Source organism: Fusicatenibacter sp. (assembly GCF_050872605.1).
Lineage (GTDB): Bacteria > Bacillota > Clostridia > Lachnospirales > Lachnospiraceae > Fusicatenibacter.
Map to the genome: position 1 here is coordinate 1 of NZ_JBNMHD010000011.1, position 22310 is coordinate 22310.

Consider the following 22310-nt stretch of genomic DNA (forward strand, 5'->3'; position numbering starts at 1 on the left):
TAATTATACAATAAAAGGTGTCCTTTTTGGTTGTTTATCCAGAAAAAACAGTGATTTTTCTTTCAATAAGGGAATTCCCCATTCTGCTGGATGCGCTCTCGGCAAAACGGGGATATTATTTTCTAAAAGCGAAATCTCTGAAATATTCATGTATTTTATTGCACATAATTTCGCGGCACGTGGCGGAATCGCCGGGAATATTCAGAATTCTTCGTCAGCGGAATCCTGGTATTCTTCCAGTGCCCGACGGATTTCGGAACTGCCGAATCCCTTCCGCATCAGAAAACCGGCGGCACGGCGGTACTCTTTTTCATCCAGCCGGTGCGGCGTGCCGAGCTTTGCGAAGGCGGCACTTTTTGCAAGTTCATACTCATCGCGGGCATCCTCCTGCTCTTCCAGGACAGATTCCACCAGTTCCCGGTCCACTCCTTTCTGTGCCAGCGCATAGAGGACTGCCTTTTTCCCTTTTTTCGCACCGCTGCCCGCAAGATACTGCTCCACGTATGCGCGGTCGTCGATATAGTGAAAGCTCTCCACGTACGAGACAGCCTCCTCAATGGCTCTCTCGGGATAGCCGTCTTTTCGTAATTTATCTTCCAGCTCTTTTTTCGTCCGCATCTGCCCGAGCAGCAGGTACATCGCGCGGTGCTTCGCCCGTTTCGTCAGCACTTCCCCCGCGAGCTTTTCGTAAACCTCGTCGGACAGCTCCTCCTGCTCTCTGATGCGGGAAGCGCGGATTTCCCCGTTATAAAGAACCAGATCCTCTCCGTCATCGAAGAGGATCCGTGATTTCTTTTTATTCAGAGGACGAATCTCTGTCACAAACATTTATTCGTCGTCTCCTTCGGTTTCCGGAACTGCTGCTGTTTCTTCTGTGCCTTCCGGCGCTTCTTCCTTGATCAGGCCGTAAGCCACGCGCACTTTGTGCTCGATCTCATCCATGATTTCCGGATGCTCGCGCAGGTATGCTTTCGCATTTTCGCGTCCCTGGCCGATCTTGTCGCCGCCGTATGCGAACCATGCGCCGCTCTTCTGTACGATGCCGACGGAAGCTGCCAGATCCAGAACGTCTCCTTCTTTGGAGATTCCTTTTCCGAACATGATATCAAATTCTGCCTCGCGGAACGGCGGAGCTACTTTGTTTTTCACGACTTTGATTCTGGTACGGTTTCCGACCATCTCTCCGCCCTGCTTTAAGGCTTCGATTCTTCTGACATCGAGACGGATGGAAGAATAGAATTTCAGTGCACGGCCGCCGGTTGTGGTCTCCGGATTTCCGAACATGACACCGACTTTTTCACGCAGCTGGTTGATAAAGATAACAATACAATTGGATTTGCTGATCGCTGCAGTCAGTTTCCGGAGTGCCTGAGACATCAGACGCGCCTGCAGTCCGACGTGGGAATCTCCCATGTCGCCGTCGATCTCGGCTTTTGGAACGAGGGCTGCAACAGAGTCCACGATGATGATGTCTACCGCACCGGAACGAACCATCGTCTCGGTGATCTCAAGTGCCTGCTCGCCGTTGTCCGGCTGTGAGATGTAGAGGTTTTCAATATCAACACCGATGTTTTTGGCATAGGCCGGATCGAGCGCATGCTCTGCATCGATGAAGCCGGCGATTCCGCCGCGTTTCTGTACTTCGGCTACCATGTGGAGCGCTACGGTTGTTTTACCGGAAGACTCCGGTCCATATACCTCGATGATTCGTCCCTTCGGCACACCGCCAAGACCGAGTGCGATATCCAGGCTTAATGAACCGGTCGGGATGGTTTCCACGTTCATGTTGGCTGCGGAATCCCCGAGCTTCATGACAGCTCCTTTTCCGTACTGTTTTTCAATCTGTCCAAGTGCGGCATCGAGTGCGCGCAGTTTATCTTCGTTATTATTTCCCATACTGAATTTTCTCCTTACTATGCGAACGTCCGTTCGCTTCTGTATTCATACTATTACAAATCTGCTTTGTTGTCAACTGTTTTTCTTTTTTTCCTGTGTCTTTTTTCAGCCCCCAAATCCTCTGCACCGGAGCTGCTTCGAATATATCCTTATGCACAAGTGTAGCATATTCCACTCTCCTGCCGCAACCCAAAAATACTGCAAAAAAATCCCGAAACGGCTTTTCTTTCCTCTTCTGCCATTTCGGGATTTTTTTCTTATTTTTCAGAATGCAGACCAGCTTATCCGATCAGCCAGTTGTACATTTCCTCGTACTGTTTTGCGGAATTCGCCCAGGAGAAATCCTGTGCCATTGCGCGGTCGATCATCTTGTTCCACTCGCGTTTTTTGTCGTAATAGATGCGCTCTGCGTACCGCACGGTACCCATCATCTCATGCGCATTGTAGTTTGTGAAGCTGAATCCAGTTCCTGTTCCCTCGTACTCATTGTACGGCTCTACGGTGTCTTTGAGGCCGCCGGTCTCGCGGACGATCGGAAGGGTTCCGTAGCGGAGGCTCATGAGCTGGGAGAGTCCGCATGGCTCAAACAGGGACGGCATCAGGAAGGCATCGCAGGATGCATAGATCTTGTGTGACATTGCATCGGAATAGTAGATGTTTGCAGAAACCTTCTTGTCGTATTTCCATGCGAAGTGGCGGAACATGTTCTCGTAGCGCTCCTCGCCGGTTCCAAGGATCACAAACTGTACGGCATCCTGGCACATCTCATCCATCATATAGCTGATGAGGTCGAAGCCCTTCTGATCGGTCAGACGGGATACGATACCGATCATCATCGTCTTCGGATTGACCTCGAGTCCTAACTCCTCCTGCAGTGCCAGTTTATTTTTCACTTTCTCTTTACGGAAGTTCTTTGCATTGAAATTCTTTGCAATCTGAGCGTCTGTCTCCGGGTTCCACTCATTGTAGTCGAGTCCGTTTACAATACCGCGCAGATCGTTTGCTCTTGCACACATCAGACCGTCGAGTCCTTCGCCATAGAACGGGGTCTGAATCTCCTGCGCGTATGTATTGCTGACGGTGGTGATCGCATCTGCGTAAACCAGACCGCCCTTCAAGTAGCTTGCATCGTGTTTGAACTCCAGCTTATCCGGTGTGAAGTAGTAGTCGGAAAGGCCGGTAATGCTCTGAATCGTCTTGCGGTCCCAGATGCCCTGGAATTTCAGGTTGTGGATCGTCATGACGGTTTTGATTCCCCGATAGAATTCATCTGCCTGGAAACGCTCGTGCAGGTAAACCGGAACGAGACCGGTCTGCCAGTCGTGGCAGTGGATGAGGTCCGGGCGGAAGCCGATGGTCGGTAAAATGGAAAGCGCTGCTTTGCTGAAGTAAGCAAATTTTTCCAGATCCCATGGCATGCCCGCATATGGAGTGCTTCCTCCGAAATGCTCCTCATTGTCGATAAAGTAGAATTTGATGCCTTCATATTCCATCTCGAAAATGCCGACATACTGCTGTCTCCAGTTCAGATCCATGTAGAAGTTTGTCACATACTGCATCTGATTTTTAAACTGTTCTTTGATTCCTGCGTATTTTGGAATCACCACGCGCACATCAAAATACTCTTTCGGGAAGTATTTCGGCAGAGAACCTGCTACATCCGCCAGACCGCCTGTTTTGATGAACGGTACACATTCTGAAGCCACGAACAAAATATTTTTCATGAAAAGAATCCTCCTGTAATTTCATGCTGATTATCGCATCTTTGTTTTTCTGTAATTCCTTCCTTTTTGTCACGATCCTATGAAACGCGAAAGGATAATCAACGTCCTGTCTGTATTATACCGTACTTTGTCCAGAAAAAAAAGTCTAAACTTCTGTAATTTCTCCGTTTGTTCGGATTTTTTTGTTACTTTTTACTGATTTTTCAGTTCGAGACGTATTTTATCTGCAATTAATGCAATAAATTCAGAATTTGTCGGTTTACCCTTACGGTTGTTCACGGTATAGCCGAACAGCTCGTCGATTGTGTCCATTTTGCCGCGGCTCCAGGCCACTTCAATCGCATGGCGGATGGCACGCTCGACACGGCTTGACGTTGTCTGGTGGCGTTTCGCGATGGTCGGATAGAGAATCTTGGTAATGGAATTGAGCATTTCCGTGTCCTCTACGGAAAGCAGAATCGCATCGCGCAGGTACTGGTATCCTTTGATATGGGCAGGAACGCCGATCTCGTGGATCATATTTGTCACATCGATTTCCAGACTGTTTTCCGGCGGACAGACCGGCTCTTTTCCAGGGTTTGTAAAATTTCTTGGATGGTATCTTCTTACTGCTGTCATTCCTTTTGTTGCTTTGATCCGGTTCAGAAGAGTTTCGTTGTCGAACGGTTTTAAGACGTAATAGTAAGCGCCGAGCCGGAACGCATCTTCGGTGATCCGCTCCTCTCCTACGGCGGAGACAACGATAAAGGCAGGTCTTTTTTTCAGATTTTTATCCTCATTGACTTTCTCCATTACAGTCAGACCATCCATCTTCGGCATGAAAATGTCAAGCAGTACGACGTCCGGTTCTTTGTCGCGGATGATACTGTAGATATCATTTCCGTTTCCGGTCTGCCCGATCAGTGCAAGCGTGTCATCCTGTTTTATGACGTTCCCAAGCATTTCCTGCATGCGTTCGTTATCATCCGCGATGGCAATGTTGATCTTTTCCATAAAGCTCTCCTTTGCAAAAACTCATGGTCTTTCCGGAATTTCGCTGCATCCGTTTTCTTCTGAACTTTTTCCAATCACACAGACATTATAATTTTATTTTTTCGCATTTTCAATATATTTCCCGTAATTTTTTGAAAATTCGATCGACATTTTCCGTAAAAATTCGGAAGTTTGTAACAATTTCAACCAAATTAACGTATATTTTTCAGTTCCGTGCAAGCATATTTTCCGCAAAGACACCGTAGCCTTTTTCCGGATGGTTTACGAAAACATGGGTAATGGCGCCGATCAGCCTTCCGTTCTGGAGCACCGGCGAGCCGGAATTTCCCTGTACGATGCCGCCGGTTTTCTGCAGCAGCCGTTGATCGGTAATTTCGAGCACAAAATTTTTGTTCGTATTCTCGCTTCCAAGATCGATTTCCGTAATCTCCGCCTCATACTCTTCTACCGTATTGTCCACGCACATCCGCACGGTGGCCGGGCCCGTCTCGATCTCCTGCCGGTAGGCAATTTCCGTCACGGTAAGCGGCAGTGCACTGCTTTTTTCCCTGTCCAGAACGCCGTGGATACCGTAGATGGTATTCTCCGCCACTGACCCGATACGGTTCTTTTCTTCGTAATGGATCACGCCCTGAAGTTCACCCGGTACACCCGCTTTTCCCGGAATCACGGACAGAATCTGTGTCAGATACAGCTCTCCGCCGTTTAACTGCAGCATTTTTCCGGTATCAACATCACTGATTCCGTGGCCGAGCGCCGCAAAGGTTCCGTCTGCTTCCACGAAGGTCAGTGTTCCGATTCCCTGCATATTATCACGGACCCAGGCTCCAAGGCGGCAGGTGCCGTCCTGGCTTTTCTGCGGTGTCACCTGCACTTCGATCGTTTCCCCGTCCCGGAGCAGGGAAAGGCACACCGGGGAACCGTTTGATACTTTTACTGCATCAATCAGCTCCTGTTTGCTGCGGATGTCCTGTCCGTTTACTTTCGTGATATAGTCACCTTCCCGCAGAATATTTTCCGACGGCCGGCTGACGGTTCCGTCGGACGAATGGATTTCGGCTGTGCGGATGACCATCACGCCGTCGGTCTCCATATAGATACCGACCGGCGCGCCGCAGACGGCAACTTTCGGCCGTTCTTCCTGGATGACACGGATCTTTTTCAGCGGAATTCCGGCCGCGGAACATTCCACCACGGTATCTCCCGTTTCCCCGGGATCGCTCTTTTCTGCTTCCTCAGTTCCTTCCGAAATTGTCAGCAGAGGATGTTTCGTGAGCGGCTGAAACGGGCTTTCGCTGTTCTCATCCACATACATCGTATCCGGCAGGGATTCGCGCATGGCATCGTAGCCAAGAAGAACGGCAAGGATCAGAAACAGCGCCGCCAGCGCAAGCAGGACTCTTCGGTATTTTTGTTTTCTCGTCATTTGCATTCCCATCCTTTCCGCCGCAGGGCAGAACTGCGGCATTTCTTTTGTTTTCGCGGCGGTCGTCAAGTTCTCGTGCAGGCACGGACTTTGACTCGCCGCCAGCGAAAAAAGAGGGAAACCACGCTTTGTTTCGTGATTTCCCTCTTAGTATGCGGACTTCTCTTTATTTGAGTCTTGCAGATTTTTGTACCTGTGCCAATTCCTTCATCTCGCTGGCATTTGCCAGAACAGAATCCGTAATTTTCGCGCCGCCGAGCATTCTTGCCAGTTCTCTGACAGAATCTTCCTCGGATAATGGATGGATCGATGTGACGGTCTCGTTTTCTTCGACGTTTTTTTCGATTTCAAAATGAGAATCTGCCATCGCTGCGATCTGCGGCAGATGGGTGATGCAGATGACCTGATGGCGCTGCCCGATCTGTGCCATTTTTTCGGAAACTTTCTGCGCCGTCCTTCCGCTGATTCCGGTGTCGATTTCATCGAAAATCAGGGTTTCTGTCTCGTCGCGGTCGGCAAGAATCGTCTTGATTGCAAGCATGATTCGCGACAGTTCACCGCCGGAAACAACTTTCGCCAGCGGACGGACCGCTTCGCCCGGGTTTGTGGAGATTAAGAACTCCACAGCATCGGTTCCGTTTTCGGTGTAGCTTTTTGTCTTTTCAAATGAAATTTTAAATGCGACATGCAGGAAATTCAGGTCGCGCAGACCTTCGATAATCTGTGTTTCGAGCCGTTTTGCATAGTTTCTGCGGATTTTGGACAGATTATGTGCGGCCGCATCCAGTTTCTGCTCCGTTTTCTGTAACTGCTCCTGCAGTGCCGCGCGGCAGCTCTCAAAGTTTTCCAGTTTTTCCAGTTTTTTCTGCTGTTCTTCGCGGTATGCGGCGATCTCTGCCATCGTCTTTCCATACTTTGCTTTCAGGCGGTTGATCTCATCGAGCCGCTTTTCCGTCTCGTAATACTCTTCCTCGGAAAAGGTCAGTTCGGAAAGATACGCGGAAATCTCGCGGTTGAAATCGTTCAGCAGTCCGTCAATATCGGAAAGGGTCTGCGACGGACCGGAAAGTGCATCGTCGTACACCGCGGCCTGCTGCAGCTCCCGGATTGCACGGCCGACCTGCTCCCCGGCGCTGTTCTCTGCACCGTAGCCGGTGATCGCATATACCGTCTGCAGAGATTCTGCGATCTTTTTCGCATGGCCCATCTTCCGATACGCAGTTTCCAACGCTTCGTCCTCGCCCTCTTTTAGCTCTGCCTGATCAATCTCGTTGATTTCAAACGTAAGAAATGCTGCCTCCCGCTTTCTTGCCTCCTCGTCGAGTTCGTACGCCGAGAGCTCCTTTCGGACATTCTTCCACTCCTGGTACAGCGCCCGGACCTCTCCTTTTGCCGTGGCCGCCTCGGTTCCCGCAAACGCGTCAAGAATCGCGATCTGCCGGTCCGGATAGAGCAGCGACTGGTGCTCATGCTGGCCGTGGATGTCGAGCAGCAGGGACGCAAGGGCTTTTACCTGCGAAATATTGCATGCCTCGCCGTTGATGCGGCAGACACTGCGGGATCCGGTGATCTTTCTGGAGATAATCACCTGTCCCTCCTCCGCCTCGAGATCCATCTCTTTTAACAGCTCCAGCACATGCGGATTTTCGGTTTCAAAGACCAGTTCCACCAGCGCGCTTGTCTCTCCCGTCCGAATCATCTCGCGGGATATCTTCTTTCCAAGCGCCGCATTGATCGAACCGATCAGGATGGATTTTCCGGCTCCGGTTTCTCCGGTCAGTATATTCAGGCCCGGACCGAACTCCACTTCCGCTTCGTCGATCAGGGCCAGATTTTTTACGTGTAAGTTTGTGAGCATTCTTTCCCTCCGGTGTCACACCTGCTGTCATCTTTTTGTCTCTTTTTTGCAGAAACGGGCGTTCTTTAGAACTCTTCGCCCGTCTCCTCCATGCCGTCCACCATTTTTTTCAGTCGTTCTGCTGCCACAAGCGCCGCATCATCGTCTCTTGCCACGCAGAGAATCGTATCGTCTCCGCCGATGCAGCCGACAATTTCATTCCAGTTCATCTCATCGAAAGCCGCTGCCGCCGCCATCGCCATTCCAGACACGGTTTTGATGACCAGAATATTCTTGGCAAGATCAACGGAAATATACGCGTCTTTTAACACGCGCGCATAGCGGCTCCCAACCTCGGACGGTGCGTTCTGCAGAACCGCATAGCGGCTTCCGCCGTTCTCTTTTGGTACTTTTGTGAGCTTCAGCTGGCGGATATCCCTCGAAATCGTCGCCTGCGTTACGGCAAAGCCGCTCTCCTCCAGCTTCTTTGCCAGCTCCTCCTGTGTTTCAATGTCATATTGGTTAATTAATTTGATAATCTGTGCATGTCTCGCGATTTTCATTTCAAGCATCCTTCCCCAGTAACTATATCTTAAATGTTTGCCATTTTCTTTCTTAATGTCTCCAGAAAACTGATGTTGCTGATCTTCACAATCAGAGTATCCCGTCTGGCCTTTTTGATCACGATCCGGTCGCCGGTTTTCATCGGAACGCGGGTATCGCCGTCAAAATATGCCATGCCCTGTTCAATGCCGCCGTCTCTCGAAGGCCCGAGCTCCACCTCGATCACATCCTCTGCCGGAAAGACAATGCTTCTCGTATTCAGGGTGTGCGGGGCAAGCGGCGTCATCAGCATCAGGCTGGCTGACGGTGAGATGATCGGGCCGCCCGCGGAGAGGCTGTAGCCGGTCGAACCGGTCGGCGTTGCGATGATGATGCCATCGGCGCTGTAGGAATTTAAAAACTCCCCGTTGACGTAATTGTCGAACCGGACGACACGCAGGTTTCCCTCACGGGTGATCGTAATGTCATTGAGTGCCGCGTCCTCCGCAATCAGCTTTCCGTCCCGGTAAATCGATCCGCAGAGCATCATGCGGTGCTCAATCGTATACTCATCCGCCATCAGATGATCCAGCGCCGGATAAAGCGTGTCACGGTCGATTTCCGCAAGATAGCCGAGCGTTCCCAGATTGATGCCGAGCAGCGGAATCTGTAAATCCACCACGTCGCCTGCTGCCTGCAGAAGCGTGCCGTCACCACCGAGCACCAGAATGCCGTCGATATCTGACGGAACCTTCGCCGGATCCGTATAATGGTATTTTTCCCCTTTTTCGCTGTTATCGCAGAGAAGACACGTTTTTCCGCGCTCCTCCAGATATTGCCTGATCTGGTCTGTCACGGTAAGGTCCGGGTCTTTTGCTCTGTTTGTGATCAGGTAAAATCGCTCCATATCATGCTCCTTAACCCTTTTATTTATCCAGTGTATCGTGCGCGCTCTTTACAACGGCGTCTACATCGACATTGGTCTCTTCCTCTGTCACGCCGTCCGGCAGCCGGACAAGGTGAACGAGATACTCGATATTTCCCTCCGGTCCTTTGATCGGTGAAAATTCCAGATGGCGCACGCCGAAGGAAATGCTTTTCGCATAGGAAATGACCATCTCAATGACTTCTTTGTGTACAGCCGGATCACGGACAACACCTTTTTTGCCGACTTTTTCGCGTCCTGCCTCAAACTGCGGCTTGATCAGAGCTGCAATTTCGCCGTTCTCTTCCATCAGATTCCGGACCGGAAGCAGCACCTTGGTCAGGGAGATAAACGATACGTCGATCGATACGAAGGACGGTCTCTCCTCGATATCCTCCGGCACGACGTAACGGATGTTCGTGCGCTCCATGCAGACAACGCGCGGATCGTTCCGCAGCTTCCAGTCGAGCTGGCCGTGGCCGACATCCACGGAATATACCTTGACGGCGCCGTTCTGCAGCATACAGTCGGTAAAGCCGCCGGTGGATGCTCCGACATCCATGCAGACCTTTCCATCCAGGGTAAGGTCAAAGTTTTTCATTGCTTTCTCTAATTTTAAGCCGCCGCGGCTCACATACGGCAGTGGTTTTCCTTTTAAGACAATCTCCACTTCTTCCGGGAACATGGAACCGGCTTTGTCCTCCCGCTCATTGTCCACCAGAACTTCTCCTGCCATAATCATGGCTTTCGCTTTTTCCCGCGATGTGGCAAGGCCCCGTTCTACCAGTAATACATCTAATCGTTTTTTCATCTTTCTTCCTGCTCCCGTTTTCTGTAGTATTCCTCAATTCTGCCGCAGATATCTTCCGGCGTAAAGCCGACCTGTTTCATCTGGTATGATACACTTCCGTGCGGAATAAAGCGGTCCGGCAGTGCAATGATCTCCACGCCGAACGGAAGGTCTTCTTCCTCGGCAAAAGCAAGGACGCGCTCTCCAAAGCCGCCGTCTTTTACATTTTCCTCGAGTGTTACGACAAGCTCATACGTATCGGCAAAGCTTCGAAGAAGTTCTTCATCGATTGGTTTGACGAACCGCGCATTCACAAGCGCCGCATCCATATCCATCCGCTCTTTTAACTGTTTCTGCACTTCTTCTGCCATTTTTACCATACTGCCGACGGCAAGAAGTGCAACACGGCTTCCCTCATGGATCACTTCTGATTTTCCGAGGCAGATGGGCGCACGGAACTCTTTTAATCCCGTATACGCTTCCCCTCTCGGGTAGCGCACCGCGATCGGGCCGTCGTAATCGACCGCAAATTTGATCATATCCGAAAGCTCCCAGAGGTTCTTCGGTGCAAGAATTGTCATATTCGGCATCGAACCCAGATAGGAAAGGTCGAAAATGCCGTGGTGTGTCTCCCCGTCGTAGCCCACAAGACCGGCGCGGTCAATCGCAAAGACGACATGGAGATTCTGCATACAGACGTCATGCATGATCTGATCGTACGCCCGCTGCAGGAATGAAGAATAAATCGCAACGACAGGCGTAATGCCGCCGAGTGACAGTGCCGCTGCAAATGTCACCGCATGCTCTTCTGCGATTCCCACATCGAAACAGCGGTCCGGGAACATGTTGAAGAAGCGTTTCAGTCCGACACCGGTCATCATCGCCGCCGTGACTGCCGCAACATCCTTTCTTCGATCTCCCATTTTCCGCATGACCGTGGAAAAGACATCCGTGTACGTCGGATTGGATTTTCCAACCGGCAATCCTGTTTTCACATCGAACGGACCCGCACCGTGGAATCTTGCCGGGTGGCGCATCGCCGGCTCATAGCCGCGGCCCTTCTGTGTCAGGACATGCACCAGGATCGGTCCTTCAAACCGTTTTGCTTCCTGGAAGGTCTTGATCAGCTGCGGAATGTTGTGGCCGTCCACAGGACCTAAATACGTAAGTCCCATATTCTCAAACAGCATGCCCGGAATGATGATCTGTTTGATGCTGCTTTTCGTCTTCCGCATCGCATCCACCATGCCAGGTCCGATGCCCGGAATGCGGTTCAATGCCTTTGTGACATCCATCTTGAAATCCGTGTACGCCGATGCCGTCCGAAGGCCGGACAGGTACGATGACATACCGCCGACATTCTCGGTGATCGACATTTCGTTGTCATTTAAAACGATAATAAAATTCGATTTCAGGCTGGCCGCATTGTTCAGCGCCTCGTACGCCATGCCGCCGGTCAGCGCACCATCTCCGATGATCGAAACAACGGAATAATTTTCTTTTTTCAGTTCCCGTGCACGCACATAGCCGACGCCTGCGGAAATCGAAGTCGAGCTGTGGCCGGTGTCGAATACATCGCAGTCACTCTCGCTCCGCTTCGGGAATCCGCTGATGCCGCCTTCCCGGCGCAGCGTTTCAAACCCGTCTTTCCGCCCGGTCAGAATCTTGTGCGTGTAGGACTGGTGTCCCACATCCCAGATCAGCTTGTCTTTTGGAAGATCGAAGACGCGGTGCATCGCAATCGTCAGTTCCACGACACCAAGATTGGACGCCAGATGGCCGCCGGTTTTACTCAAAGACTCGATAATAAATTCCCGGATTTCCTCTGCAAGCGCCGGAAGCTGGTCCGCCGGAATCTTCTTGATATCGTTTGGTTTCTGTATTTTTTCTAACATGAAATCATCCCTTACTTTTTTCTGGAAGTCAGAGATTCAAACAGCTCTTCCAGAAATATTTTATCTCCCGGACAGGACAGATTTTTCAGTTCGTCCACGGCCTCTTTCGTGAGCCGTTTTACCTCCTGCTCCGCCCCGTCTGTGCCAAACAGCGTCACATACGTTGTTTTTTCATTCTTTTCATCGCTGAAAACCGGCTTTCCAAGCTCCTCCATCGTGGATGTGACATCCAGGATGTCGTCCCGGATCTGGAACGCGATTCCGACTTTGGAGGCAATCCGGCAGAGCGCGTCAAGATCATCGTCGTTTGCTCCTGCAAGTGCCGCACCTGCCATCATGGCAGCCTCTAAAAGCGCCGAAGTCTTGTTCTCGTAAATGTAGTCCAGCATCTCACGGTCGATGGCGAAATGGCCGGCTTTTTCATTCATCACGTCAACACTCTGACCGCCCAGCATGCCGGAAATTCCGGTTTTCTGACAGAGAATGCCAAAAGCACGCACTACGCGGTCGGTGTGCTCCTCCAGTGGAAAGGCTTTCCAGGCTGTCTCGTATGCATAGTTTAAAAGAGCGTCTCCTGCCAGCACGCCGACGGCCTCCCCGAAGACGACATGGGTCGTTTTTCTGCCGCGGCGGTAATCGTCGTTGTCGATCGCAGGGAGATCATCGTGGATCAGGGAATGGGTGTGAATCATCTCCATGGCTGCCATAAATGGTTTTACAGCCTCCCCGGTTCCGCCGAACAGACGGAAACTCTCCTGCAAAAGCAGCGGACGAAGCCTCTTTCCGCCCGCTGTCATACTGTAATTCATGGCTTTTGCCAGTTCCTTTGCAAAGCCTTCCTCTTTCGGCAGGTAAGCAGTAATGATACTTTCCGCTTCCCGCGTTTTTTCTTCGAGTACTGCTTTAAAATTCTCTGAATGTTCCATCCTCATTCATCTGGAGCATTTTTTTCTCAACGCGGTCAATTTTCTGACTGCATTCGTTTAAAAGCTCCATTCCCTCCTTGTATAAACGAAAGGAGTCTTCCAGGCTGACATCGCTGCTTTCCAGCGTTTCGAGCATCTGATCCAGTTTTCCAAATGCTGCTTCCAGTGTCTCACCGGAAGGAGTTCCTTCTTCTTTTCTCTCTTCTGTTTCCATATTTCCCATGTTTTCTCGATTCTCTGCTTTTTTTCACGATTGTTCCATCCAGGATACGGCCGATGTCTTCTCTGCGCGCGCTGTGATCTTTCCGTCCGATACACAGATTTCGAGCAGATCGCCTTCTTTGACATCCTGCACCGAAGTGATGGCCTTTCCTTCTTTTTCCACGTAGGAATAGCCCTGGTTCAGCTTGTCCAGCGGGGACAGACCCTTCATCGCCTGAATGTAAAGGGCAAGGCGGTGGCGCGCTTCTTTGAGCTTTTCTTCCATCGCATCTGTATACCGACGCTCCAGCTCGGCGTGGCGTGCTCTCTGGTCACGGATCTTATTTTCCGGTCCGAGATACTTCCACTTTGTCTCGTACTGCAGAAGGCGGCTTCTCGCTCTCTGCGTCTGGTTTGCCATCGCATGGTTCATGCGGCTTTTATAATTTTCCAGTGTGTTGAGTACCGCGCGGACATCAGCGACCGCCAGCTCCGCCGCTGCGGACGGGGTCGGGGCGCGCAGATCTGCCACGAAATCGATGATCGTTGTGTCGGTCTCATGGCCGACGGCGGAGATCACCGGGGTATGGCAGGAAAAAACGGCGCGCGCTACTTTTTCCTCGTTGAACGCCCAAAGATCCTCGATCGAACCGCCTCCGCGGCCCACGATCAGCACATCCAGATTCAGTGCGTCCAGACGGCGGATGCCCTCCACGATGCTGTCCGCCGCTCCCTCGCCCTGCACCAGGGCCGGGTAGAGGATAATCTGGACAAAGGGATTCCGACGGAGTGCAATGTTTTTGATATCCTGCACAGCAGCTCCCGTCGGTGCTGTGACAACGCCGATTTTCTTTACATACGCAGGAATCGGCTGCTTGTACTCCGGGGCAAACATGCCCATCTCTTCCAGTTCTGCTTTTAGGGCCAGATACTTTTCGTATAAAAGGCCGGCGCCCTCTTTTGTGATCTCTTTTGCATAGATCTGATACTTTCCGTCCCGCTCATAGACGCTGATGCTGCCGCCGACAATCACGTTGTCGCCGTCCCGCATCGGGAAGGCAAGGCCGCGCCGCGAACCGGCGAACATGACACAGGAAATCGTTCCTTCGGCGTCTTTTAACGAAAAATAGATGTGGCCGGACGGATGGTATTTACAGTTGCTTACTTCTCCGCTGACGTAGATCCGGCGGAGCATATAGTCCTGGTCAAAGATATTTTTGATGTATGAATTGACCTGGCCTACGGTGTAAACATTCTGGTTTTTATTTCTCATCTTCTTCTCTTGCCAGTTTTCCAAGAATACCGTTGATAAAGGACGGGGACTGGTCTCTGCCGAAGCGTTTTGCCAGCTCAACGGCCTCGTTGATGGCTACACCGACCGGAACGTCCTCGTCGAATTTCATCTCGTAAACAGCAAGACGCAGGATCGCCAGGTCTACTTTTCCCATACGGGTCGTTTTCCAGCCCTCGGAAGTACGGTTCAGCATCTCGTCGATTTCCGGGATGTGCTCGGTCACATGATGGTATTTCTCTTCCATATAGGTCTGATCTTTTTCGCTTACGGTTACTTCTTCATCCTCGTCGTTGTCGTCAGAGTACGTAAAGTAAAGGGACATCTGCTGCGGCATCTCCTCTTTCTCCTGGAACTCTGCGGTATAGAGAAGTTTAAAAATATTTTCGCGAAGTTTGCTTCTGTTCATCGTTTGTTTTAATTCCTTCCTGTATAGTTGACAAAAACCGCGGGGTGTAAGGGGTCGCCTTATTCCCTCGCGGTTCGTTGTTTTTTATTTCGTCTGTTCCATATTCACGCCTGCAATGGCTACATTGACATCGGAAACTTCCAGGCCTGTCATATTCTCGATCGCTGTTTTTACTTTTTCCTGTACGTTTTTGCAGGTTGCCGGAATCTCGTATCCATATTTGAGATTGAGGGCAAGATCCACGCAGACAACGCCGTCAAGTACATCAACTTTGACACCCTTGGAAAGATTTTTCATGCCAAGCTTGCTGACTAATTCGTTGGTAATATTTCCGGCCATGGAGGCTACCCCGTCCACTTCCGTTGCCGCAAGTCCTGCGATAATAGCTACCACCTCGTCTGCAATCTGCACGGTTCCGATTCCTTCGTCATCATATATCGTATAAGTGTTTCTTTTCTGAATTTTTGCCTCTGCCATCTTAAAAGACCTCCTCCTTGGCTGACTTTCTTTCATTATACCAAAAATAATCCGAAAATAAAAGGATTTTTTATTCTTCTTCCTGTGCCGCGCACCACTCGCGTGCCGCCGGCGTGTTGGCAAGGCCGCCCTGGCCGGTTTCGCGAAGGGTCGGATGCATCTGATCGCCGACTTCGCGCATTGCATCAATCACCTGATCCGGCGGGATGCGGCTTGAAATTCCGGCAAGTGCCATATCTGCCGCAGAAAGTGCATTCACAGAGCCAATGACATTCCGCTTGACGCACGGAACCTCGACAAGACCGCCGACCGGGTCGCACACGAGGCCGAGCAGATTTTTTAACGCCATCGCCGCCGCATGTGTAATCTGGGACGGAGATCCGCCTCGAAGTGCGGTCAGTGCTCCGGCCGCCATTGCACTTGCGGTTCCGATTTCGGCCTGACAGCCGCCGGAAGCGCCCGCAATGTAGGCCCGTGCCGCGACGACCTGGCCGATACCGGCTGCCGTGTAGAGCGCGCGCACGATTTCCTCATCCGGTGTTCCGTTCCGTTTCTGGTAATTGACCAGCACCGCCGGAAGAACACCGCAGGCTCCCGCGGTCGGAGCCGCAACGATCCGCTTCATGCAGGCATTCGACTCCCCCATTGCAAGGGCGGATGCCATCACATCGCCGACAAAGGAACCGCAGAGTGCTTCTCCGCTCTCCACATACGCTTTCATCGCCGCACCGGCGCCGCCGACCAGGCCGCTTCTTGATTTTAAATTTCCGTCGTAGCCTGCATCCGCGCGTTTCATGGCCTCCCACATGCCGTACATGGCGGCAAGGGAATCCTCCCGTTTTACATTTCTCTCATTCATATCGTCCAGAAGGATGACCTCATCAAACGGCAGAGCTTTTTCTTCGCACTCCCGGACAATTTCTTCCAGTGAATTATAAGACATTGTCCTCTTCTCCTTCCGTCACGTTAATGTAGGTTACCTTTACGATGCCCTCGAGATGTTCCAGCCACTGCAGGGACTCTTTCGTGAGCGGCTGATCCATCTCCACAACCATGACAGCCGACCCGCCTCTTTTGTCGCGGTAGAGGGACATGTTGGCGATGTTGACCGATTTGTGTGCCAGCATCGACGTAACCTCCGCTACATGGCCCGGCTGGTCGAGATTGTGGACAATGAGCGTCGGGATCTCGCAGGTACAGTTGACATCCAGCCCGTCGAGACGGTTGATCATGATGCGGCCGCCGCCAAGGGAGCACGCCTGCACTTCAAGTGTCCTGCCGCTCTTTCCCTTCACCTCCAGAACAACGCTGTTCGGATGGGCACTCGTCAGATTGGCAATGCCGAACGAATAGGAAAGGCCCGCCGCATCGGCAATCTCAAAGCTGTGCGGAATCCGCTCGTCGTCTGCACGCATGCCGAGAAGACCCGCGACGAGACCGCGGTCCGTTCCATGGCCCTTTCCCGTTGCGGCAAAGGAACCGTACATCAGGATTTTTGCTTCCACCGGCTGTTCTCCGAGAAGCTTCTGTGTCATCCATCCAATCCGCACTGCACCCGCTGTATGCGAACTCGACGGACCGACCATCACAGGGCCCAGAATATCGAATAAGTTCATTCCTTCTCCTTTTTAAGCGGCATCCCGCTCTTTTGTTCTTAGTTTTTGCTGAATTCGGTCAGCACAAGGTCTTTGTTTCGATCCTGTACCATGCCGACACTCCACGGATTGACAAAGAGAAGCAGCGGATTTCCCTTGAGGTCCATGACCTTCTTCATATCGGATGTACCCTGAATACGGTCCAGGTTGATCTCCTCTTTGTTTGCGATCCAGCGGATGTGCTCATACGGCAGGTTCTCCAGACGGATATCCACGTTGTACTCGTTCTCCAGACGGTATTTTAAAACGTCAAACTGCAGGACGCCGACAACGCCGACGATGATCTCCTCCATGCCGCCTTTGTACTCCTGGAAAATCTGGATCGCACCTTCCTGTGCAATCTGGGAAATTCCCTTGACGAACTGTTTTCTCTTCATCGTATCGAGCTGGCGCACTCTTGCAAAATGCTCCGGCGCGAAGGTCGGGATTCCCTCATATGCGAATTTTTTGCCCGGCATACAGATCGTATCTCCGATGGAGAAGATGCCCGGGTCAAATACACCGATGATATCGCCGGCGTATGCTTCATCAACAATATGACGGTCACTCGCCATCATCTGCTGCGGCTGGGAAAGACGCATTTTCTTTTCTCCCTGCACATGGAAGACTTCCATTCCGGCGTCGAATTTGCCGGAGCAGATGCGCATGAATGCGATACGGTCACGGTGTGCTTTGTTCATGTTTGCCTGGATTTTAAAGACAAATGCAGAGAAATCCTCTTTGACCGGATCGATCACGCCGCAGTCTGCCGTACGCGGAAGCGGCGGCATCGTCATCGTGAGGAAGTGCTGCAGGAAAGTCTCCACACCAAAGTTGGTGAGCGCAGATCCGAAGAATACCGGGGAGAGCTCTCCCTTGCTGACAAGCTCCTGGTCAAACTCTGCACTTGCGCCGTCGAGCAGCTCGATCTCATCCATGAGCTGTTCTTTCTGGTCCTCATCGACCACATCGAGAAGATGCGGATCGTCGATATCGATTTCTTCCTCGATACCTTCCTTCGTTCCCTTCATTGTATCGGAGAAGGTGAGGACTTTCTTTTTGTCACGGTCGTAAACACCGCGGAATTTTTTTCCGGAACCGATCGGCCAGTTGATCGGGCAGGTTGCAATGCCGAGCTCTTTTTCGATCTCGTCGAGCAGCTCGAAGGTATCGTTCGCATCGCGGTCCATCTTGTTGATGAAGGTAAAGATCGGGATGTGGCGCATGACACAGACTTTAAACAGCTTTCTGGTCTGTGCTTCGACACCCTTCGATGCATCGATAACCATGACGGCGGAATCGGCTGCCATCAGGGTACGGTACGTATCCTCCGAGAAGTCCTGGTGTCCCGGGGTATCCAGAATGTTGATGCAGTAGCCGTCGTAATTGAACTGCAGAACGGAAGAGGTAACGGAAATACCACGCTCTTTCTCGATCTCCATCCAGTCGGATACGGCATGGCGCGCAGTCGCTTTTCCTTTTACGGAACCGGCGAGGTTGATGGCTCCTCCGTACAGCAGGAATTTCTCGGTCAGTGTGGTTTTACCGGCATCCGGGTGGGAAATGATGGCGAAGGTACGCCGTCTTTCAATTTCTTTTGTATAATCAGGCACGGTTTTATCTCCTTTGGAATCTAAAATCTTATTTACTATGTTTTCCATGTTTTTCATGTTTATGCTTTTTAGACATACTAATTTATTCTATTATATGCCACCATTCCTGTCAATCGTTATCTTGACAGTTCATTCATAATCGAAGCATAAATCTTCTGACTCCGGTTTTCCCAGTTGCTGCAGATCTTTTTGGCCGCCTCCTCGGACGGAACCGTCACGACAATCTCAAAAATAGTCGTCTTCCGCTCTCTTGCCTGACAGCGGACCTCGTAGTCATCTCCCGCGGTCTTGTAGTAATCGGCCACAACGGACGCTTTTTTCCGCAGTTCATAGGAGTGTTCCTTCATATAGCGGTCGATTTCCTCCCGGATTTCCGGAGAGATCTCGTTTTCGAAGAAGGAAAGCGTCTTGCTGCCCTCCTCAGTCATGTGGTAGTACGAGGTGTTGCGCACCTTCTCGATCTCGATCAGCTTTGTATCCTGCAGCTCGCTTAACGCCTCCTGGAGATGAAAGTAGTTCGTGTACTCTTTTTCCAGGATAAAATCCGAAATCTGTGTATTTGACAGCGGAAAATTCACATTCTGCAGCATGTAGAGAATAATCAGTTTGTATAACGTAAAGGATGATTCAATCACGGTGTGTTTCCTCCTTTTTCTTCGTCCAGAAGCTGTCCCTGATACGCATGTTCTTCTTTCATGCGGTGATGCAGCTCATTTAAGACGGTGCGTTTTGCCTGGCTCCATGTTGGTGCAATCAGAAGATCCCCGGGGCCGTCTCCCGTCATACGGTGGATCACAAGATCGGGACGGAGGCGCCGCAGGCAGTCGATGACAAGGGTAAGATACGCATCCTGCTCCAACACCTCAAATTTTCCGGCCGCGTAGTCCGCCGCAAGATCCGTGTTTTTCAGCACATGAAGCAGCTGAAGCTTGATGCCGGAAATGGAAAGTCCATTCAGGTAATCCATTGTTGCAAAGACTTCCTCCTGTCCCTCCCCCGGCAGACCGAGGATCGTGTGGACAATCACGGGAATCCCCCGCCTGTGCAGCTCGTTTACTGCCTGTTCAAAACAGGAAAGCGGATATCCTCTTCGGATATACTGTGCCGTTTTTTCATGCATCGTCTGCAGTCCCAGCTCCACCCAGACCGGTTTGATCCGGTTCAGCTCTTCTAACAGAGAAAGAACCTCTTCCCCTAAGCAGTCCGGTCTCGTTCCGATCGAAAGGACCACGACCTCCTCGTCCGAAATTGCCTCCCGGAAAATTTTTTCCAGATATTCCACCGGCGCATACGTGTTCGTATACGCCTGGAAATAGGCGATGAACTTATGCACCGGCCGCTTTTGCTGCAGGAGGGATTTCTGCTCCCGGATCTGTTCCGGGATGGATTTGTTTCTGTCTCCGGCAAAATCACCGGAGCCGCCCGCACTGCAGAAAATGCAGCCCCGTTCCCCGCAGGTGCCGTCCCGGTTCGGACACGTCATCCCGCCGTCGAGCGAGAGCTTGTACACTTTTTCCCCGAACGTCTTTTTCAGATAGGCGTCCAGCGAATAATACGGCTTCCAAGCCAGTCTGTCATGGTTTCTTCCCCTTTTATTCGATGTCTTTTCCAATTTTTTTGAAGTTTTCCCGGATCTTCTGCTCATAGCCGTTCGTTCCAAGATGAAGGAAACGGCTTCCTAAGATCTCGTCCGGCAGATACTGCTGCTCGACGTAGTGATTCGGGTAATCATGTGCATACTGATAGCCTTCACCGTGGCCAAGTTTGGCAGAACCTTTGTAATGGGCGTCCTGCAGATGCGGCGGAACCGACGTCCGCACACTTCCGACCGTCTTCATCGCCGCAAAGACTGCCTCGCACGAAGAATTACTCTTCGGTGCACAGGCAACGTACGTGGCTGCCTCCGCCAGAATAATCTGCGCCTCCGGCATGCCGACGCGTTCCACGGCAAGGGACGCGGAAACTGCTACATTTAAGGCATTCGGATCGGCAAGGCCGACATCCTCCGCCGCGCAGATCATGATGCGGCGGGCGATAAACTTGATATCCTCCCCGGCATACAGCATTTTGGCCAGATAAAAGACCGCCGCATCCGGGTCAGAACCGCGCATGCTCTTGATAAATGCAGAGATCGTATCGTAATGCTGATCGCCCGTCTTGTCGTACCGCACGACGCGCTTCTGGATGCACTCCGATGCCGTTTCGAGATCGATATGGATTTTTCCGTCCGCCTGACGTTCCGTCGAGAGGACGCCCAGCTCGATTGCATTTAAGGCCGCTCTCGCGTCACCGCCTGCGATGTCGGCGAGGAACTCTTTTGCATCCGCATCGAGCACAACGTTGTACGTCCCGAGCCCCTTTACCGGGTCCGTCACCGCGCGCTCCAGCAGTTTTTCGATGTCCTCTTTTTCGAGCGGCTTTAATTCAAAGATAATGGAACGCGAAATCAGCGCCCCGTTGACCTCGAAATACGGATTTTCCGTCGTCGCACCGATCAGAACGAGTGTGCCGTCCTCCACAAACGGAAGCAGATAGTCCTGCTGGCCCTTGTTGAAGCGGTGGATCTCGTCGACAAAGAGAATCGTCTTTTTGCCGTACATGCCGATCCGCTGCTGCGCTTCTTTTACGACTTCTTCCATATCCTTTTTGCCGGCTGTCGTGGCATTCAGCTGGGTAAACTCTGCGCTTGTCGTGTTGGCGATGACGCGGGCAAGCGTCGTTTTTCCCGTTCCCGGAGGGCCGTAGAAAATGACGGAGCCGAGTTTATCCGCCTTGATCGCACGGTACAACAGCTTTCCAGGGCCGATGATATGCTCCTGTCCAACCACCTCGTCCAGCGTTGCCGGGCGCATGCGCGATGCGAGGGGGGACTCTTTTTCCATTGTGGTTTCTTTCATATAATCAAACAAATCCATGTATTTTTCACCCCATTTTTCTTCCTGCCTTTTATCTTATCACATTTTGGCGGGTATCCTCAACCCCTTAATCTCGGATTCTCCGCAACTATGTTCGATGGAATCCGCGGAAGCTATTCTTCAATCAGCTCACGCACCGTCACAAACGTGTATCCCTCTTCTTTTAATTCTTTTACGATCCGCCGCAGCGCTTCTACCGTCGCGCGGTAGCCGTCATGCATGAGAATAATACTGCCATCCTTCACATTCGGAAGCACCGCGCTGCAGACCGCCTCGGTGTTCTGGCTCTCCCAGTCGCGGGAATCCACATCCCAGAGTACCGGGATCATCGTCACTGCAAGGTCCAGCCCCTCTCTCCATTCCCCGAACGGCGGACGGATATAGACGGGATATTCCCCTGTGATCTCGTAGATTGCATTGCTTGTTTTCACGACCTCCTCCCTCGCTTCCTCTTCTGATACTTTCGTAAGCTGAACATGATGAAACGTATGATTTCCGATCAGATGGCCTTCCGCATGCATCCGGCGGACGATTTCTTCGTTTCCGGCAAGACACTGCCCCTGCAGAAAAAACGTTGCCGGAATTTCATTTTCTTTTAAAATTTCAAGCACCTCCGGCGTATAGCACGCATTCGGCCCATCATCAAATGTCAGCGCCGCACGGCGGGGCACACTTTTTTCTGCTTCCGCCGCTGTCTCTTTCGCGCCTTCTCTTTCACACCGTGCCAGCTCTGCAAACAGAATAGCCGCCATTATCACAGCCAGAAGCGGCAGAGGAACGTACCGCACTTTTCGGAATCTCCGCATGGTCTGCCC

23 protein-coding genes are annotated in these 22310 nt (G+C 51.6%); all 23 read right to left on the minus strand.

The window, feature by feature from the left end; all coding sequences use genetic code 11:
- Positions 1-3 precede the first annotated feature (3 nt).
- Positions 4-150, minus strand: coding sequence for a hypothetical protein (locus ACY2VT_RS05190; protein ID WP_461879151.1), 147 nt, complete (start codon positions 148-150; stop codon positions 4-6).
- A gap of 51 nt (positions 151-201) precedes the next feature.
- A complete protein-coding gene (locus ACY2VT_RS05195) occupies positions 202-828 on the minus strand; it encodes a regulatory protein RecX (RefSeq protein ID WP_461879152.1) in 627 nt (208 codons plus the stop codon).
- Positions 829-1896 (minus strand): recombinase RecA, encoded by a 1068-nt coding sequence (gene recA, locus ACY2VT_RS05200; RefSeq protein WP_022463338.1) that lies wholly within the window; start codon positions 1894-1896, stop codon positions 829-831. It abuts the gene before it with no gap.
- Positions 1897-2177: 281 nt separating this feature from the next.
- Entirely contained in the window at positions 2178-3620 is a 1443-nt protein-coding gene (gene glgA, locus ACY2VT_RS05205) for a glycogen synthase GlgA (RefSeq protein WP_195531232.1), read from the minus strand.
- Between the two features lie 192 nt (positions 3621-3812).
- Positions 3813-4613 (minus strand): sporulation transcription factor Spo0A, encoded by an 801-nt coding sequence (gene spo0A / locus ACY2VT_RS05210; RefSeq protein WP_461874012.1) that lies wholly within the window; start codon positions 4611-4613, stop codon positions 3813-3815.
- 205 nt (positions 4614-4818) lie between these two features.
- Entirely contained in the window at positions 4819-6039 is a 1221-nt protein-coding gene (spoIVB, locus tag ACY2VT_RS05215; RefSeq protein ID WP_461879153.1) for a SpoIVB peptidase, read from the minus strand.
- A gap of 166 nt (positions 6040-6205) precedes the next feature.
- Positions 6206-7897 (minus strand): DNA repair protein RecN, encoded by a 1692-nt coding sequence (gene recN / locus ACY2VT_RS05220; RefSeq protein WP_461879154.1) that lies wholly within the window; start codon positions 7895-7897, stop codon positions 6206-6208.
- 65 nt (positions 7898-7962) lie between these two features.
- Positions 7963-8439 carry an arginine repressor gene (gene argR / locus ACY2VT_RS05225; RefSeq protein ID WP_022463344.1) on the minus strand — a complete coding sequence of 159 codons (477 nt, stop codon included), beginning with the start codon at positions 8437-8439 and terminating at the stop codon, positions 7963-7965.
- Between the two features lie 29 nt (positions 8440-8468).
- A complete protein-coding gene (locus ACY2VT_RS05230) occupies positions 8469-9326 on the minus strand; it encodes an NAD(+)/NADH kinase (RefSeq protein ID WP_022463345.1) in 858 nt (285 codons plus the stop codon).
- A gap of 19 nt (positions 9327-9345) precedes the next feature.
- Positions 9346-10155 (minus strand): TlyA family RNA methyltransferase, encoded by an 810-nt coding sequence (locus ACY2VT_RS05235; protein WP_117804021.1) that lies wholly within the window; start codon positions 10153-10155, stop codon positions 9346-9348.
- Entirely contained in the window at positions 10152-12029 is a 1878-nt protein-coding gene (dxs, locus tag ACY2VT_RS05240; RefSeq protein WP_461879155.1) for a 1-deoxy-D-xylulose-5-phosphate synthase, read from the minus strand. Before dxs ends, ACY2VT_RS05235 begins: the two co-directional genes overlap by 4 nt.
- Before the next feature lie 11 nt (positions 12030-12040).
- On the minus strand, positions 12041-12955 hold the full coding sequence (locus ACY2VT_RS05245; protein WP_330611354.1) for a polyprenyl synthetase family protein: 915 nt from the start codon (positions 12953-12955) through the stop codon (positions 12041-12043).
- Positions 12933-13178: an exodeoxyribonuclease VII small subunit gene (gene xseB / locus ACY2VT_RS05250; protein WP_243277201.1), complete on the minus strand. Its 246-nt coding sequence runs from the start codon at positions 13176-13178 to the stop codon at positions 12933-12935. Before xseB ends, ACY2VT_RS05245 begins: the two co-directional genes overlap by 23 nt.
- A 24-nt stretch (positions 13179-13202) precedes the next feature.
- On the minus strand, positions 13203-14429 hold the full coding sequence (gene xseA / locus ACY2VT_RS05255; protein ID WP_022463350.1) for an exodeoxyribonuclease VII large subunit: 1227 nt from the start codon (positions 14427-14429) through the stop codon (positions 13203-13205).
- The gene (nusB, locus tag ACY2VT_RS05260; protein WP_022463351.1) at positions 14419-14856 is read right to left on the minus strand and encodes a transcription antitermination factor NusB; all 438 of its coding nucleotides are present in this window, start codon (positions 14854-14856) and stop codon (positions 14419-14421) included. Before nusB ends, xseA begins: the two co-directional genes overlap by 11 nt.
- Positions 14857-14940: 84 nt before the next feature.
- On the minus strand, positions 14941-15333 hold the full coding sequence (locus tag ACY2VT_RS05265; protein WP_022463352.1) for an Asp23/Gls24 family envelope stress response protein: 393 nt from the start codon (positions 15331-15333) through the stop codon (positions 14941-14943).
- Between the two features lie 70 nt (positions 15334-15403).
- Complete coding sequence (gene sdaAA, locus ACY2VT_RS05270) at positions 15404-16276, minus strand: L-serine ammonia-lyase, iron-sulfur-dependent, subunit alpha (RefSeq protein WP_461874005.1); 873 nt, start codon at positions 16274-16276, stop codon at positions 15404-15406.
- Positions 16266-16949 (minus strand): L-serine ammonia-lyase, iron-sulfur-dependent subunit beta, encoded by a 684-nt coding sequence (sdaAB, locus tag ACY2VT_RS05275; RefSeq protein WP_461874004.1) that lies wholly within the window; start codon positions 16947-16949, stop codon positions 16266-16268. The genes sdaAA and sdaAB overlap by 11 nt, the downstream gene beginning before the upstream one ends.
- 38 nt (positions 16950-16987) lie before the next feature.
- The gene (locus ACY2VT_RS05280; protein ID WP_195531222.1) at positions 16988-18580 is read right to left on the minus strand and encodes a peptide chain release factor 3; all 1593 of its coding nucleotides are present in this window, start codon (positions 18578-18580) and stop codon (positions 16988-16990) included.
- 116 nt (positions 18581-18696) lie between these two features.
- On the minus strand, positions 18697-19215 hold the full coding sequence (locus ACY2VT_RS05285) for a DUF4364 family protein (RefSeq protein ID WP_022462531.1): 519 nt from the start codon (positions 19213-19215) through the stop codon (positions 18697-18699).
- Positions 19212-20192, minus strand: coding sequence for a tRNA modification radical SAM protein MnmL/YtqA (gene mnmL, locus ACY2VT_RS05290; RefSeq protein WP_461879156.1), 981 nt, complete (start codon positions 20190-20192; stop codon positions 19212-19214). The genes ACY2VT_RS05285 and mnmL overlap by 4 nt, the downstream gene beginning before the upstream one ends.
- Positions 20173-21495, minus strand: coding sequence for a replication-associated recombination protein A (locus tag ACY2VT_RS05295; protein WP_195531220.1), 1323 nt, complete (start codon positions 21493-21495; stop codon positions 20173-20175). The genes mnmL and ACY2VT_RS05295 overlap by 20 nt, the downstream gene beginning before the upstream one ends.
- A gap of 113 nt (positions 21496-21608) precedes the next feature.
- Positions 21609-22301 (minus strand): polysaccharide deacetylase family protein, encoded by a 693-nt coding sequence (locus tag ACY2VT_RS05300; protein ID WP_461879157.1) that lies wholly within the window; start codon positions 22299-22301, stop codon positions 21609-21611.
- Positions 22302-22310: the final 9 nt, after the last annotated feature.